Annotated in this window: 10 protein-coding genes; 5 read left to right on the plus strand and 5 right to left on the minus strand. The window is 43.0% G+C overall.

The annotated features are described in order from the left end of the window. Nucleotides 1-461: 461 nt before the first annotated feature. From D1614_RS10575 to D1614_RS10595, 5 genes are all read left to right on the plus strand, one after another. A complete protein-coding gene (locus tag D1614_RS10575; protein ID WP_119437902.1) occupies nt 462-3,176 on the plus strand; it encodes a TonB-dependent receptor in 2,715 nt (904 codons plus the stop codon). A 1-nt stretch (nt 3,177) separates the two neighbouring features. Next, nucleotides 3,178-4,251 carry a DUF4249 domain-containing protein gene (locus tag D1614_RS10580; protein ID WP_119437903.1) on the plus strand — a complete coding sequence of 358 codons (1,074 nt, stop codon included), beginning with the start codon at nt 3,178-3,180 and terminating at the stop codon, nt 4,249-4,251. After that, nucleotides 4,248-5,891 (plus strand): hypothetical protein, encoded by a 1,644-nt coding sequence (locus D1614_RS10585; RefSeq protein ID WP_119437904.1) that lies wholly within the window; start codon nt 4,248-4,250, stop codon nt 5,889-5,891. Before D1614_RS10580 ends, D1614_RS10585 begins: the two co-directional genes overlap by 4 nt. A 5-nt stretch (nt 5,892-5,896) precedes the next feature. Then, a complete protein-coding gene (locus D1614_RS10590) occupies nt 5,897-6,616 on the plus strand; it encodes a hypothetical protein (RefSeq protein ID WP_147384159.1) in 720 nt (239 codons plus the stop codon). Between the two features lie 128 nt (nt 6,617-6,744). Beyond that, complete coding sequence (locus tag D1614_RS10595; RefSeq protein WP_119437906.1) at nt 6,745-7,131, plus strand: DUF6616 family protein; 387 nt, start codon at nt 6,745-6,747, stop codon at nt 7,129-7,131. A gap of 357 nt (nt 7,132-7,488) precedes the next feature. On the opposite strand, the gene D1614_RS10600 is transcribed toward D1614_RS10595, so the two are convergent. The 5 genes from D1614_RS10600 to D1614_RS10620 all read right to left on the minus strand — a co-directional run bounded on the left by D1614_RS10600 (nt 7,489) and on the right by D1614_RS10620 (nt 17,280). Beyond that, on the minus strand, nt 7,489-8,931 hold the full coding sequence (locus tag D1614_RS10600; protein WP_119437907.1) for a glycoside hydrolase family 125 protein: 1,443 nt from the start codon (nt 8,929-8,931) through the stop codon (nt 7,489-7,491). Between the two features lie 19 nt (nt 8,932-8,950). Next, nucleotides 8,951-11,098 (minus strand): GH92 family glycosyl hydrolase, encoded by a 2,148-nt coding sequence (locus D1614_RS10605; RefSeq protein WP_119437908.1) that lies wholly within the window; start codon nt 11,096-11,098, stop codon nt 8,951-8,953. A 135-nt stretch (nt 11,099-11,233) separates the two neighbouring features. After that, on the minus strand, nt 11,234-12,799 hold the full coding sequence (locus tag D1614_RS10610; protein ID WP_119438158.1) for a RagB/SusD family nutrient uptake outer membrane protein: 1,566 nt from the start codon (nt 12,797-12,799) through the stop codon (nt 11,234-11,236). A 23-nt stretch (nt 12,800-12,822) separates the two neighbouring features. Continuing rightward, on the minus strand, nt 12,823-16,161 hold the full coding sequence (locus D1614_RS10615) for a TonB-dependent receptor (protein ID WP_119438159.1): 3,339 nt from the start codon (nt 16,159-16,161) through the stop codon (nt 12,823-12,825). 216 nt (nt 16,162-16,377) lie between these two features. Then, nucleotides 16,378-17,280 (minus strand): FecR family protein, encoded by a 903-nt coding sequence (locus D1614_RS10620; protein ID WP_162304470.1) that lies wholly within the window; start codon nt 17,278-17,280, stop codon nt 16,378-16,380. Between the last annotated feature and the right edge of the window lie 30 nt (nt 17,281-17,310).

The raw sequence follows: 17,310 nt of genomic DNA on the forward strand, positions 1-17,310 counted from the left end.
TTCTGGTTTTATTCAACTTATCTTGATTTACATTGAAAGACGGAATTTACACTTAATCATTTCATCCGCTTTACTCTTTTGACCAGGGTCACTCAAAATTGTATCAACAAGCTGTGTTAAGATAAGTTCGACAAAGGTTCTTTTCATTACAAAATGAAGCGAGAAGATAGTAAACCCTTTTTGATTAACTCCTGTCAATTACTAGTTTACATGACGTAAGCTACAAATACTGAATATGTAAAAAATTGAATCCTTTTTATTTCATGTAAACCGTGTAATTGAAACTTAGTGAATGAAACTTATATTTCAACAGATACTACGCTGCTCCGGGAGGCAAGTTTGACTAGAGTGTTTGTGTACATTTGCTTGCATAATTTTATTCCTGACTGTCGATTTTTATATTAAATAATTTTGTTTAGATTTAGCTGACATTAAAATTAGACCAATAACCCATAACGAACGTGACACCTAAGAGCTTAGCCTATAAAACCCGGCTTCTTTTCCTGATCCTGCTGCTGCTTGTTTCATCCGGAATAGCCAGCGCCCAAAATGTGGACGAAATTACTATTTCAGGAAATTTCAGGAATGTACCTTTGAGTAGCTTTATTCAAACGCTTCAGCAAGATTACGGATTAAAGGTTTATACCAAAGAAGTATGGATTGACCAGTATTCCCTTAACACTACGTTTAACAAAAACCCTTTAATACGCGCACTTAACAGCGTTTTTAACGACCATGATCTTACCTATGAGATATTCCAGGATAATATTATACTGATATTTCCCCGCCGAATGGATACCCGCCGCAGTATTGATGAAACCGGGCAAATACTGGTTATCGGCGATCCGATAAATCTCGGGAGGTATAAAACCGCTACTATATCGGGAAAAGTACTGGATGGAAAAACCGGCGATCCGCTGACTGGTGCAGTCGTTTTTGAGCGCAAACTTGAAAAAGGAGCTTCTTCGGGAAAGGATGGAAGTTTCAAACTGGATCTGCCAACAGGAGAACATACCCTTCAGATTTCCTACATGGGTTTTCAGGGCTACGACAAAAAAATAAACCTGATCGAATCGGGCGAAGCTCAGTTTGAGCTTTTTGAGGAATCGCATAACCTGGAGGAGGTAACTGTTGTCGCGGATGAATATACGGCATCCCGAACGCAAACAAGCCTGGTGCAAATGTCGTCGAAAGACATCAAGAATATGCCCTTGCTGATGGGAGAAAGAGACGTGATAAAAACGATTACAATGATGCCCGGTATTCAAACGGTGGGTGAACTTTCGTCGGGGTTTAATGTCCGCGGCGGAAATTCGGACCAAAACCTGGTGCTGGTAGAAGGCTCCCCGGTGTTTAACACCACGCATCTTTTTGGCTTCCTGTCGATGATAAATCCCGATATGGTCGAAGACATGCGGGTATACAAAGGCGGGCTTCCGGCCAGGTACGGAGAACGTGTAGCCTCGGTTATGGAAGTGGATTTCAAAGACGGGAACAAAGACCTGCTGCGTGTTTACGGGGGACTGGGAATTATTAACTCAAGGCTGGCTTTGGACGGACCGCTTTCAAAAGATAAAAAGCTGACGGTGGCTGCCGGCGGCCGTTTATCGTATACCGACTGGGTTTTGAAACAGGTTCCGGACAAAGACATTTCGAGAAGTACCACCAATTTTTATGATGTAAGTGGAAAACTCACCTACAAATTTGACCACAACAACTCCATCCGGTTTATGGGGTACAAAAGCAACGACGAATTTAGTACCAGCAGTGAATCAATCAATGAATACGGAAATACCTTATTTAATCTAGAAGTAAGAAACAAATGGGGAGAGCGCCTTTTTGGGGAAGCAGATCTCTCGCACAGCAACTACTATTTTCGTCTAACCGATTTAGCCTACGGAAAAGATTTCGAGGCCTATTACCTCGACAATAAATTCCGGTACAATTCACTAAAATACAACCTCATATGGCACCCGACACCGGACCATAACGTACATACGGGAATCAACCTGATTCATTACAAAAACAACCCCGGCGAGATTAGCCCCTACTCCGATACCACGATCATTGTTCCCGACAAAGTAGATGCAGAAAAAGCTATTGAAGGAGCCCTTTACGCCAGCGACGAATTTACGGTTCTTCCGGGAGTTACCATTAACCTGGGCATTCGTTACAGCAGGTTTTCCTACCTGGGTCCTACCACCGTTTTTTTGTACGAAGAAGGAAAAGAGAAAACCCCCGAAACTGTTACCGGCACCTTGGAATTTGGCAGCAACGAAGCAGTAAAAACCTACCAGGGAATCGATCCCAGGCTTTCGTTGAATTACGAAACTTCATCGGGGTATTCACTCAAAATGAGTTACCAGCGTACCCGGCAATACATTAGCCAAATCAGTAACAGTGCGGTAATTTCGCCGGCCGAAATATGGAAAACCAGCGATTACTACCTTGAACCACTCATAAACGATCAGCTTACCGTAGGCATCTCAAACAACAACTTTTTGAAGAACTACCTGTTCTCGGCCGAAGCATATTACAAACAACTTCAAAACCTGATTGAATACAAAAACGGCGCACAAATTATCATGAATAAACACCTGGAAACCGACCTGATTCCTTCTGACGGTTTTTCCTATGGCTTGGAACTGTCGTTAAACAAAAAGCAGGGCCGACTTACCGGTTGGATGAATTATACTTACTCACGAACCAAACGAAAAACAACCGGAGCGTTTGAAGAAGAACAAATCAACAAAGGAAAATATTACCCGTCGATTTACGACAAACCCCACGATCTATCGATGGTAGCGACCTATAATATTAGCCGCCGGTGGAGGGTATCGGGCAATTTTGTATTTGTATCTGGCAGGCCGGTAACATTGCCCGAAATCTCGTACCAATACGAAGGCCAAACATTGGTTTACTACTCCGACAGGAATAAATACCGGATGCCGCCTTATCACCGCTTTGATCTCTCCATCACGTTTGATGAGAACCTGAGAAGAAAACGAATGTGGAAAGGAAGCTGGACACTTTCGGTTTACAATGCTTACGGAAGAAAAAACCCGTACTCGGTTTATTACCGAAAAAGTGCCGGCATAAGTTCCAATACTGCCTTGTATAAATTATCGGTAATTGGAGTCCCTGTTCCATCGTTAACCTACAATTTTACCTTCTGACATGAAAAGATTGATTATCATATTGCTGATGCTGTCTACAATCCTGGCATGTGAAGAGATTTATCATCCCGATCTGGAAGAAGTCGATAATAAACTTGTGGTGGAAGCTGCTCTCAATGCCGAGCTACAGCAAAACACCATCAAACTGTACCGTTCGCACGGGTTCAACAGCGAAAACAAAACATATCCTTCGGTAAGTGGAGCTAAAATCTACCTGACAGACAACCTGCACCATAAAATTCCTTTTATTGAAATGAGCAATGGCACTTATCTGCTGGATTATAAGTTAGACAAAAGCCTAAGTTATCAACTTCAAATTGAACTTGATGGAAAAATATATGAATCAAGGATGCAAGCCGTTCCGGAAACGCCAAAACTTGATTCAGTTTATGCAGAATTTACGACCGACATAAAGATATCAGGAGCAGCCAACGACAAAGAAGATATTATAAAAGAAAAAGGAGTGCGTGCATACGCTAATATAAACAATGATGGCCAGGTAAGTCATTATCGCTTTTACGCCCGAAAAGTATTACTTTACGTTAATCACTACGACACCCTCATTATTGACAATATGGAAACAAGGCCCATATATTCCTGGAAATCGTTGTATCCAACCGGCAGTTTTAATATTGCCGGGCCACCCGAATACAGCACAGAAAAAGACATTAGCAAACATCCGCTTGAATTTTTCACCTCGGATTATTTCAGAATCATACCCGATACTGTTCTTTTTTCGGGATGGATATACATTGTGCATCAATATGGATTAAATGAGGACACCCATGAGTATTACAAAGACTTGAACAACCAGTTGGATGCGCAAGGCAGAATCTTCGACCCGGTATATATACAAGCGAACGGAAACATAAAATGCCTCACAGATCCGGACGAAGTTGTGCTGGGAAATTTCGAGATTTCTTCATATGCTGAAAGCAGATACTACCTGATGTATTACCCGTCTTTGGAAAAGCAGACCATCAGACGAATTCCGAAAAATGTTTACATCCCAACCCAAGGAGCAATAAAAAATGTGAAACCGGAATTTTGGGATTCAATATACATGAGCGAATGAAACAGCTAATTTGTATTATAACGATTGTTACCGGCCTGCTCTCTTTTCGTGCAGGGGCGCAGGAACAAATTCATTTGTTTCCCGACCGCACCTTTTGTGTTTCAGGAGATACGGTATGGTTTAGCGCGGTTATTTCCGGTAACGGCACAGATAACACAAACAACATCATTCATATTCAACTGGATGATCTCAGAAGCAACCACATTACAAAGGTCTCGGTAGCAAGCGACAAAAACAGTGGTTCCGGCTATCTTCTTGTTCCCGATTCGCTTTCGACCGGAATTTATGCTTTAAAAGCTTTTAGTAATGTGCAGAAAAAAAATCCATCTGCAGTCTTCTTTACACGCTTGCTGGTTGTATACAACCGTTTCGATGAAAACATTTCGGAATTTAACATTCCTGATATCGATCTTCCTGAAAAGAATTCTGACGAAGGCATTTCAATTGCAGCCACTCCGCACAGCGGAAAAAGCAAAACAGTTGAAGTGGATGTAAACGTGGAGAAATCCTTGCGCTCAGAAGCTCTTGAAATGATTGTTACGGCGCGTTTGTTCGATCCGTTTGCAGACCAATTTACTAAGGCGATCGAATCTCGTCCTGATCCTTCAATGCAGAATGCATATATGCCGGTACGCGAAAACAATGGTATTCTTATAAGCGGCCGGATTGTGCAAAACCAAACGGAAACTCCGGTAAAAAACACCCCTGTTTTTCTTAGTATAGCCGACACCCTACCTTATTTTGATTATTGTGTTTCAGATGAGCAGGGAAGATTCTATTTCTATGTCAGAAACGCTGTTGGAAAAGGAGACATCGTTATTCAGGAGGTATCAAAACAAGCCAGGGAAAACAGAATCGAACTTTTGGGCAATTATATTGAAACAGAGGGAATCTCAACAACCCGCCAAATATTAACGCTTGCTCAGAACACTTTTGCATCCGACCTTGTAAAAGCAGCATATTTTAGTCGGATTTATAAAGGATACAGATCACTGCCTGCTGATTCGTTTTCAATCAGCAAAGATTTTCAGTATCCGTTTTACGGCCCGCCAACGTTTACTTTCTATCCCGAATTATTTATTGATTTACCCAATTTTCAGGAGATATCCCGCGAAATCCTGAACGGTGTTCAATACCGGGAAAAGAAAGATGAGGTAAGCATTCGCTTGCTCAACCGGGGAAACAGGTCTATTTTCAACAGTGAGCCATTAAAACTAATGGACGGAATACCCATCTTTGATCCAAAACTGCTCTCGAAACTGAATACTCAAACCATTGAAAAAATTGATGCTGTGTACTTCAAAAGGTATTTTGGAGATATCAGTTTTGATGGAGTTCTGGCGGTTTACAGTAAAAATCCAACGCTCGGTTGGGTTGAATCCGTTCCGGAGCTAAATATATTTAAATACACGTTTATTCAACCTGCTTTAACACCAACTCTACACAATCAATCTCCTCAAAGTAAAAATATCCCTGATTTCAGAACCGTTTTTTACAGGGAACACCGGACCGAACTTGCCGATCCGATAAACTTTCGTTTTGAGCGGTCAGATATCAAAGGCGATTTTTTGATTGAAGTAATTGCTGTTTGTAAAGACAAGCGTATTGTCAAAACCCGGAAAGTAATCCACTTAGATTGAAAGCCATGCAAAAACGACTAAAAACCATTGTAACATGTTTACTGATTTTTGCGGGAGTCCAGATTCATGCGCAAATTACCATCCAGGGTTTTACGCTGACAACGGAAGCCAATTCAACAAAATATAAACTTCCCGGAAAACAGTTTTATCCGCTCTATGTGCCCTCGGGATCAGAGTTTATGGACGACAAATGGCAATTGGGCTACGTAATACTCGAAAACAAAGATCGATACGACAGTTTACGCTTAAAGTTTAACACCTATAAAAACGAAGTAATTTGTCTTCACAATCGCTCTATGTCCATGATTGAACTCGACAAAAACGTTATAAAGGAATTTGGCTTTTATTCTGTAATTGATAACCTGATGTCGTTTCAAAAATTGCAACGGAAAGATGATCCGGAAGATAGCCATTACTTCAAAATGCTTTATGACGGGAAATTAAAAATTGTCATTTTGTACCAAACCATCGAAAAAAAGGTTCCCGCTTACAGAGATAAGCTTGGTTTCATGCGCAATACAAGCTTTGAAATGCGCACCGATTACTACCTCATCTTTCCGGGTAACGACTTTGAAAAATTCAAATTGAAACGCACCCCCTTTCTAAATCTCTTCGGAGTAAAGAAAAAAGAAGTGAGAAAGGTCCTTCGGCAAAATCAAATCCGGCTGTTCCATGAAAGAGACTTCATTCGCGCAATTGGCGTAATAGAAAAGGAACTTTACTGATACTCCGTCAACCTTAAATCTGCCAACACACTTATTCCCCACTGTCATCAAAAGTCAATTTTGATCATTCTTTGACTTTTCCGGCCATGAAGAAAAAAAACTCCCAACTAATTTAAGGAAGTAAACGTATGAAAGAATTGATTGGCAATACTTTCAATGCTGCACTTTCAAAAAACAACAATATGGAATGTTACATCGAACTTTGGAAAGAAAAGGAAATATGGAAAAAGCTTCCAAAAAATGAGAAGGAAAGTTACCTGAACCAGATTGGCCCACACATGGCAGAGCTACTCGGTAAAGACGTTGAGATTGTTGGTTGGGGAACCAATAAACCGTCTACCGTCAACAGAGCCGAGTTTGATTTTTTTGCCGTTTGGAAGTTTCCCGATTGCGAAACAATGGAAGAGTTTGAAACCGCCATTGCTACTGCAGGTTGGTACAATTATTTTTCGCAAATTAATGTTTCGGGAGAGTTAGTAAGTCCGGAAGATGTGATTCGGAAAATGATTTACTAAACCGGGAAATGACTAACCCCCTCCCCTTGCTTCCGTTTATTCATACAACTTCAACATCGAAACCTCTTTCTGAAAAAGAGTTTTGCGGTTGTTGTAAAACCAGACAAAATCGTCACTGTCCGGACTGTCTTTGTAAGGGGAAAAGGCATTATGGCTTAGGGCTTTCCACAAACTTCAGCAAACAAAAAAATAAACCCGGGAAAGCACTGCCAACCCGGGTTTATTATTTTAATGAGACTCCTCGCAACAAGGTGCGGAGAATATACCCCATGAGATCCCTCGTCTTCGCTCGGGATCAGTTCGGCTAAATGATTTTGAAAAACAAAATCATAGTCTCACTGATTCAACTGAATGTTTCTATGAAAGACTGTTGAGCAAATCCGTTTTTCCTTCGTTCACCAGTTTCAGGATCAGTTCGCCAAACAAAGTGTTTGCCCACGCAAACCACGAACGGGTGAAATTCGAAGGGTCATCCTTGTGGAAGGTTTCGTGCATAAAACCGGTATCCGCATCGGTGTTGCGAAGCGTTTTTACACACCAGCTGATTTCCTTGTCATCGTTGCTGGTCATAGCTTTCATGATAATACTCATCGGCCAAACCATGTCGTAACCAACGTGTGGTCCGCCAATTCCCTCAGCAGCTTTTCCCTGGAAGAAATACGGGTTGTCGGTACTCCAAACCAGGTTACGCGTATTCTGGTAAACCCGGTCATTCAGGTCGACCAACCCCAAATATGGAAGCGCCAACAAGCTGGGCACATTGGCATCGTCCATAAAAACATGGTTGCCAAAACCGTCTACTTCAAAAGCATACACTTTTCCATGACGCGGATGTTCCACAATGCCATACTTTTCAATGGCCTTCTCCACCTCATCGGCAAGATCTTTACATTCTTTTGCAAAAGCTTTGTCTCCCGTGATCTGGGTGCTGATTTCAGCCAGCTGACGAAGCGAAACTACCGCAAACAAATTCGATGGAATCAGAAAGCCATAGGTGGTGGCATCATCCGAAGGGCGGAACGTTGAGTTGATCAGCCCTACCGGTTTTAACGGACGTCCGTAACCACCGTTTGAAACAGTATCCAACTGACGATCGGTGGTGCGCATAAACACATATGGGCCGTGATCCTCTTTGCGCTGTTGCTCCTTAAATGTTTTTACAATCAATTGGGCTGCTTTTTGCCAGTCGGCGTCAAAAACAGACGTATCACCTGTGGTCTTCCAGTAATTATAAGCCAAACGAACGGCATACGCCAGCGAATCGATTTCCCATTTACGTTCGTGCAAACCCGGTTTCATGTCGGTATGGTCGCTCATCCAGTGCACTTCTTTTTCCTTGGTTTTATTGAAAGCATTGGCATACGGATCGAGCAGAATACATTGCGTTTGACGATGCACCACGCCCGCCAGTAATTTTTTCAATTCTTTATCTTCACCCGCCAATGGCATGTAAGGCCACACCTGGGCTGTAGAATCGCGCAACCACATCGCATGAATATCGCCGGTAATCACAAAAGTATCCGGTTTTCCGTTCAATGTCCCAAACTCAACCGTGGTATCCAGGGTGTTCGGAAAACAGTTTTCAAACATCCAGGCCAGTTTCGGATCCTTGATTTTTGCTTTTACTGACGCAATGGTTTTCTCCACTGCTTCTGAAGTAAAATGTCTTTTCCCCGGAGCCGGACGGTTGCTTACATATTTCTGCTCAACCGGTACCGCCCATAAATGATTCGTCCCCATGAGGGATGCACCAGCTACGGCAAGGGTTCCCTTTTTCAAAAAATCTCTTCTGTTAGTCATTTGTCGGTATTTTTTGTTTCTACTCTGTTTTAATAAGGATGGTTCCACCTCCCGCAAGTTGTTCGTGAGAGATGAAATACCCGCTGATTCTTGAATTTTCAAAAGTAATATCCTGGATTCTATTCCCTGAATTTTGTTTTTGGATCACCGTGTTTTTTGCCTTTTTTAACGCCAGTTCCACTTTATCGAAAAGCGGGACTGATACGATGTATTCGGCGTCGGCCGGCGAATACGGATAAAAGCCCATGGCTGCAAACACGTACCACGACGACATTTCACCCGCATCATCCATTCCGCAAAGCGCCAGTCCATGTTCTCCCATTCCGTAGAAACGGTTCATTATACTGTCGAGAACAACCTGAGACTTCTCCTGTTTGCCAATAAATGTGTACAAATACGGAAAGCTGTGATCCGGTTGATTGCCGTGGCAATACTGCCCGAAAAACGAGGATACATTGCGTGCGATGTAATTCCCCTTCCAAGGAATTGAAAACAGGGAATCAAGCTTGTTTTCAAAAGCAGTTTCACTGGAATAAAGACTTATCAGCCCCCTGGTATCGTGCGGTGCAAAAAAGGAAGACTGCCATGCATTGGCTTCCCGGTACATGTATTCGTAATACGGATATTCAGGATTGAAATTGTTTACCCAATCCCCGTTATCCAGACGCCCACGCATTAATCCGCTGGAAGGATCGAACAGATTTTTATAATTCCGGCTTCGCTTCATCAGCATTTCGTAATCCCCGTTTTTTCCCAGTGCTTTGGCAAGAAGTGCAAGAGAGTAGTCATCGTAGGCATATTCGAGGGTTTTGGTTACACCCGCCTTTGCCTTGGTTTCCACATGCGGATACTCAACTACGGGTGTTGAAATGTATCCTTTCGCAATGTATTCCGAAATATAAGGCCGCGTACCTCCTTCTTTGGTTGCATTGTTAAGCAATAACTCGTAAGCTTTATCAATATCGTATCCTTTTATTCCGCGCAGATAGGAACCGGCAATAAATGGTGCAGCATGGTCGCCGTGAAAAAAAGTAGGCATAAACCCGGATTTTTCACCTTTATCAATCAACGACTGAATAACATCGGCCGTAACATCGGGCGCCAACATACCCAGTAAAACCAGTTTATTGCGGTAGGTATCCCAGAGTGATGGATTTGTGTAATAACGGAAACCTTTGTTTACCACGTTTCCGGCGGCATCGGTAAAATCACCATTTACATCGCTGCGAAGGGCGGGCCACAAAAACGAGCGGTAGAGCGAAGAGTAGAACAGTTCCTTTTCGCGCTCGCTGCCACCTGTTACTTTTATTTTTGAAAGCAGATCTTCCCAGATTTGGGAGGCCTCTTTTTTTACCTGGCTAAAACTTTTACCCGAAAGTTCGGCCTCCAGGTTTTGCCGGGCATTTTCGGCACTGACAAACGAAAGTGCCAGTTTAATTTCTACCGGCTTTTCTGATTCGCTGTTATCAAAAGAAACAACGGCGACTTTTCGAGATCCGTCGCCGGTTGTTTCAAGGTTTACTATGGTCCGGTTGGTTTCGGCATAGAAAAATATCTTATCCCCTGTTTTCTGAAAACCTTTAAAAACATGGTCACCCTCTTGTTCAATGTGCCAGTCCTGCACCCGCTCGTTCGACCGGGCAAGGTTCACAACCAGTTTTTGCGGTTTGTCTTTGGGGTAATGGTACGAATGAAAACCACAACGAAGTGTTGTAGTCAGTTCAGCATTAATTCCGTAGCGCTCCAGGTACACCTGGTAGTAACCCGGTTCGGCTGACTCATTTTTATGACTAAAAGCAGAAGCGAAATCATCGCTGGTGAAATTTTCGGTCACCGGTAGAAGCGGAATGTGACACAAATTCCAGTGTCCTTTATTGGTGTGTGTAAAAGCGTAAATTACCGTATCCTCGTATTCATAGCCGGCACCGCTGTGCCACTCGGTAAGCGGACTCAATTGTACCATTGCGTTGGGCAACGAAGCTCCCGGGTAAGTAAGCCCGGCCCACACCCGCCAGTCATTGGGCGGATTGTAACCACAATCGATGCTGTCTTGCAGTGGCGCTGTTCCCAGAAAAGGATTTACATATGGGGTAAATTTCCTGTTCGAATGCGTACAAGCTGACAAAACAGAAAAAAGTACAATCAGTATACAAGCGGCTTTCCTCATTTCATAAAAAAGACTGTCCAAAAATTAATTTATGCTGTGCTCAGCAAGTTAAGCAATATATAGTTAACAGCCGGCAGAAAAACTCCCGCCGGCTGTTGAAAAAGTACTTTATATCAGCACGTTCTGATGCTGTTTTTATTTACTGGCGTAACCTTCGTTCTGAACCAGGTTCGGGTTACGTTGCAATTCGCTCAATGAAATAGGGAAAGCCAGGTCGGTTTGTTTGATTGTGGCTCCCGTTGCGTTTTGGGCACCAATCAGGTCAACATAAGTAACCTTGCCTTTCTCTGTTTCAGAGATAACCGGGAATTTCATTGTTCTTACGCAGTCGTCCCACAATTTAAACTCCAGCGGGAATTCGCGGATTCTTTCTGTCCAGCAAGCTTCAATAAAATCTTCTTTTGACAAAGCCAGCAAACCCGCTTTGATCTCCGCTTCTGTTTCTCCCTCAGTAGCAGCACGCACCTGAACTTTAGCCAGATATGTAGCTGCTTCATCGGTTACTCCTTCTGTTTGAGCAATTGATTCAGCATAATCCAGGTAAGCTTCTGCCAGACGGTAAAAATTCCAGTCTTTTGTACTAATACCGGTAGACAACAAAGCTCCTTCATCAAAATAATACCAGCAACCTGCCTGTCCTTCCGGAGCTGTCCAGGTTTTGCCGTTGTTCGGATTGGTATAAGTCCAATGGAAAAACTGGTTGGGTTGAATACGAAGATCGTTTCCTTCATACACATTCAAAAACTGATCGGTTGGACCGTACACTCTTTCAAAAATAGAATAGGTGCCAAATACCGCCGTTGCAGAAGAAGAGAACGCATACGTTGGCCACCAGCTGCCATTGGAAATGCCTGCATCGTATTCCTGCGCATAGATAACCTCATTAAGATCGTCGGTTGAACGCAGTTGATTGAAAGCACTGTTACCTTCCAAATCGGTATTCGCCGTAAGTGCGTGAGGCGACTCAACAACAATTTTTGCATAGATTTTTGCATTGGCATAATCTCCCTGGTAGAAGTAAACATCAGCCAGCGCCATGGCAGCAACGTATTTTGAAATACGGTGTCCGTTGTTGGCAAAGGTTACTTCGGGCAAAGTGTCCACTGCATCCTTTAAATCTTCCTCAATTTGCGCGAAAACAGCCGAAGCAGCCGTTCTTTCCGGATAAAGATTTTCCAGGGTTGAAGGCTCGAGCAACAAAGGCACATCACCAAATGTTTTTACCAGGTAAAAATAGTTGAAGGCCCTGAAGAATTTGGCTTCAGCCGATAGTTTGCTTGCATTGTTGGGATCCATCTGAATGTTGGGAATGCTTACAATTGCATTGTTGGCAACATTAATGGCAGCGTAACAGTTATCCCAGATATCATCCGATGTGTTGGAAATTTCATTGGTATGCTCCTGGCGGGTTAACAAGCGCGAATACTTGCAAACTACTTCCTGACCTTCGTAACTATTGCTAAAATAGCCTGTCAACATTCCAGGAATTGAAGCCTTCGGCCCAATGTACGCACTTGCTGCTTGTGAAATACGCCTTGTGGCTCCGATGCGGTATAAATAGTTCACATTTTCCAAAGCCTGCGTTTCCGTTTTATAAAAATTGTCACCGGTTATGGATGATTTTGGATTTTCATCCAAAAAGTCGGTACACGATGTCAGGTAAACAAGGCTCAGTGATAAGAATACTATTATTTTTCTCATAGTAGTTATCGTTTTAAAATTCATTAAAATGTTACGTTTAATCCAAATGTCCATGTTCGGGCTCTCGGATAAGAAAAGAAGGTCATGTTCTGTCCAAATTTAGCACTGGAGTTATCGCCCTGCGAGGTTGCTTCTGGATCATACCCGTTGAAATCTTTCGAAGTAAGCAGGAAAGCATTGTTTACACTGGTGTATAAACGCAATGCTGAAATTCCCAGAGACTGGCATTTGGCATTGGAGAACGTGTAACCCAACTGAATAAGGTTGGCTCTCAGGTAAGAACCATCGGCAATCCAGCCCGAATCTACGGTTGTATTTTGGCCTGCATGACCTGAGTTACTCAAATAAATAGCCTGCTGCATGGTATATGGATTGGTTCCATCGTAAGCATCGTACAAAATCTCTGACAGCCCGTTGGTAATTCCAAAACGGTCGTAAGTTGAATGGTAGAACTGCTGCATGGTTTCAACGCCCCATACAAACTGTAAATCAACGGTTAAATCGAAATTCCGATAGTTAAAGGTGTTGATCAAACTACCTGTCCAGTCCGGCATTCCTTTACCAATGATTTCTTTTTCGGTCGAACGTTTGGCACGGCCAATATCGCTTTTTTTGCAATCACCGGCTTCGTAATCTTCGATGGTGTAAACGCCCAATCTTTTGTATCCGTAGAAACTACTCAGGTTTTCACCCACACGTAAAATACTTTCCGAACCACCTACCCAGTAATTCATTTCAATATCTTCGTCGTTGTCTCCCAAATGAAGAATCTTGTTTTTATTGTAGTTCAGGTTCAAATTAATATCCCACGAAAAATCGCTGGTTCTTACCGGGGTTGCATTCACCATCATATCGAGCCCCTGGTTTTGAACCGAGCCAATGTTTTTGAAGATAGAACTAAAGCCTGAAGAGGTTGGTAGCGGCGTTTCGAGCAAGAGGTCGGTTGTTTTCTTGTGGTAATAAGAAATATCAAAATTCACACCGTTGTCAAACAAACCTAAATTAAAACCAAAGTCGAATTGAGCTGTTTTTTCCCACTTCAGATCAGGGTTGGCAATTGAGTTGATGTACGAATATGGTGATCTGGAACCATCAAGCAACAATGTTCCCGAGCCAACTGACGCCAATGACTTATAAGTAGAGATTTCAGAGTTACCGGTTAACCCGTAACTTGTATGAAATTTCAGCATGCTGATTGTAGCATTGTCTTTCAGGAAATCTTCCTGCGATGCGTTCCAGGCCAAACCTGCCGATGGGAAAAATGCGTATTTGTTATTTTCTCCAAATTTCGATGAGCCATCGTAACGACCGGTCATTGTTACTGAATACTTATCGTTGTAAGTATAGGCCAAACGCAGGAAGTAAGAGTTCATAGCCCAGCGGTCGTGGCTGGATGATGGCGCAGACGGATTTGTTCCGGCTCCCATGTTATTCCATTCAAAAAAGTCGTCGCTAAATCCTTCGGTGTACGAACTGTCGTAATTGGAAGTACGTTCCTGCCACGAAAGACCTGCCATGGCATTTAACCGATGCGATTCAAATACTTTCTGGTATGTCAGGTAAGTTTCTTCCTGCCAGTAAAAGGTATTGGTATGATTGATATAGGCCCATCCGTTTGGCATCGAAATATTATTCAATGCAATGGAAGAGTACCCTTTGTTGGTTCTGTTGTGATTGTCGATCCCCAATTGGGTTTTCAGATCCAAACCATCAGCCAAATGGAAAGTAAGAGCCGCATTCCCGAAGATCTGCGTATTGTACCTCATTCTTTTCTGCAAATCCAGAATCATGGCCGGGTTAGACATCCCTTCAAAACCAAATGTATCGGACATCGACGAGCTGGAAGAAGTAGTGTAGTTTCCGGCAGCATCTCTTACTGGTAGCCAGGGCAGCATCTCAATCATGGTACGACGGGCTTCCTGTCCGCCACCTGTTTCAGGAGTATAACGGCCCCAAGAGTGATTCACCATCAGGTTAATGGCTGTAGACATCCATTCTTTAGGATCGGCATCAAAAGACAGTTTTGCATTCACACGTTTGCTGTATGTGTTGTTTACCACTCCCTGATGATCCGTAAAGTTCAGGAAGGCACCTGTTGAAGAGTTTTTGCCTGCTTGCTGCACATTCAACTGGTGGTTGTGCGAAATTGCAGTTCTGGTGGCTTCTCTCTGCCAGTCAGTATCGTACAAAGGATTTCCGTTCTCGTCAAAATAATTCCGGTCGGTGAACCAATCGGCGCGGTTAAGCGACCAATCTTTTCCCATGTATTCATTTTCGTTGGCCAGCCCGATCATAAAAGCGTCGGTCCATTCCTGGGCATTCAATACATCCATAAAACGGGCAACGGTGCTTAAGCTGGTCGATCCCTGGTAACTTACCCGGGCACCTTCGCCATCTTTTTTCCCGCGTTTGGTAGTAACCAAAATTACACCGTTGGCACCGCGGGCACCGTAAATAGCAGCAGCTGAAGCGTCTTTCAATACTTCAATTCGCTCAATATCGTTCGGGTTCATCAGTCCGAAGTTTTCCATCACCACACCGTCAACCACGTAAAGCGGATCGGATGAAGAAGTAATGGTAGATAATCCCCTGATTACTACACGGCTCTGATAAGCGCCGGGTTGCGATGAATTGGAATAGATGTTAACACCCGAAACTTTTCCTCTTAGGTTTTCAAGGGCGCTAAAGCTCTGCGCTTTTACCAACTCTTCGCCTTTGGCCTGGGCGATTGACCCCGTAACATCGTGTTTACGCATGGTTCCGTAACCGATGGCCACTACCTCGTCAATCCCGATGGTTTCTTCCACCATCTGCACATTGATCGATGTTTTTCCGGCTACCGGCACTTCCTGGGTGCGCATACCAATAAACGAAAACTGCAAAACAGCATCAGCGGCAATATCTCCTTTAATCGAGTATTCTCCGTCGAAATTGGTCACTGTTCCCTGTGTGGTCCCTTTTATTATTACAGTAACTCCGGGCAGAGGCAAACCACCTGCATCGGAAACGATTCCTTTTACTTCGCGGGTTTGCGGAGTAGCGGGTAAACTTACTTCTTCGCCGGTTTTATTGTACAATGCCACCTGGCGGCCAACAATTTTATAGACAACCTCAGTTCCGTTAAAAATATTATCCAGCACATCGATGATGTTTGAATTCGCAAGATTTACGGATACTTCCCTCCTTGTATCAATGTCTTCTGAATAAAAAAAGCGAAACTCACTCTGCGCTTCTATCTCTTTTAAAACCGTACTTACGGTAACATCTCTCAGTTCGAGCGATAGTTTAGTTGATTGCGAGTAGCTCTCCGAAGCCACTGTGGTAAAAACGGTTAAGCACAAAATAAAAAGACTTAACTTCATAATTCTTAAAATTTTAACAAAGAAATCACCCAAAGGGATCTTTCTCAATCTCTTTTTTTTCATAATTTTGAATTGATGTGATTAATAATTTGAATAAATTATTGGTCTCGGAAGTGGGGAGGTTCGCGGCTTCCTCACTTCCAATTTTTACAAATACAATACAATCGATAGAACATCGATCACGATAGTTTTACGTCATAGGCACCTCTTTTAGTTTTATGGTTCGTTATTTTTTATTACCAGTTTTCGTTCGTTTTTATTGTATTCAAATTTGAGCGGAAGCGTAATTTCCAGCAAATCCATTACTTCACTCACCGATTCGTATTCGATGGTTGCGTTGAGCCGTTTTTGCGCCAGCAATTCATCCTGAATATCAATGGAAATATTGTACCAGCGTTCCAGACGTTGTATCACATCTCCCAGCGGCTCATTTTTAAAGATCAATTTGTTGTTGATCCACGAGGTAAACAAGTTTGTTTCCACTGTATTTACAGCAATGCTGTGACTGATGGTATCGATGCGGGCCTGTTCGCCGGGATTTAAAAATTTCTGTTCACCGGTTTTGCTTGTTACGGCCACTTTTCCCCTTTCAAGTGTAACCTCGGGCAATGCATTATTGTAAGCCATTACATTAAAGGCGGTTCCATACACATCTACGGTTAATGACGAAGTTTCCACTTCAAACGGCCTCTTGCCTTGGGCCACATCAAAATAAGCTTCCCCGTCTAATTTCACCAAACGTTTGTCGCCGGAAAAACTTTTAGGAAAACTTAACGATGACCCAGCGTTCAGGTAAACTACCGATCCATCCGAAAGAGTAAAATTTGTTTTCGAAGCCAGGGGTGTTGAAATAGTTTGGGTTCCCTCCATTAATGGTTCTTTCCTGATATTCAGAAAAAAAGCAATGGTTAACGGAATAAAAAGTACAGCCGCAATCCGGGTCAGATAGGTAATCAACCTGTTACTTTGCTTCCCTCCCGGTTCGCGGTTATTTATTTCGAAGTGAATTTTGTGCAAGGTCGGAGATAAGTCGGGCGCTTCCAGCTCAAGTGGCATTTCTTTCCAGTGTTCCTGCATACTTTGCCCCAATTCCGTCTGCTTTTCCGCCTTCAGAAACATGTTTATGAAAGCCAGAAACTCGCTCTCGGA

The organism is Maribellus luteus, assembly GCF_003576475.1.
GTDB classification, from domain to species: domain Bacteria; phylum Bacteroidota; class Bacteroidia; order Bacteroidales; family Prolixibacteraceae; genus Draconibacterium; species Draconibacterium luteum.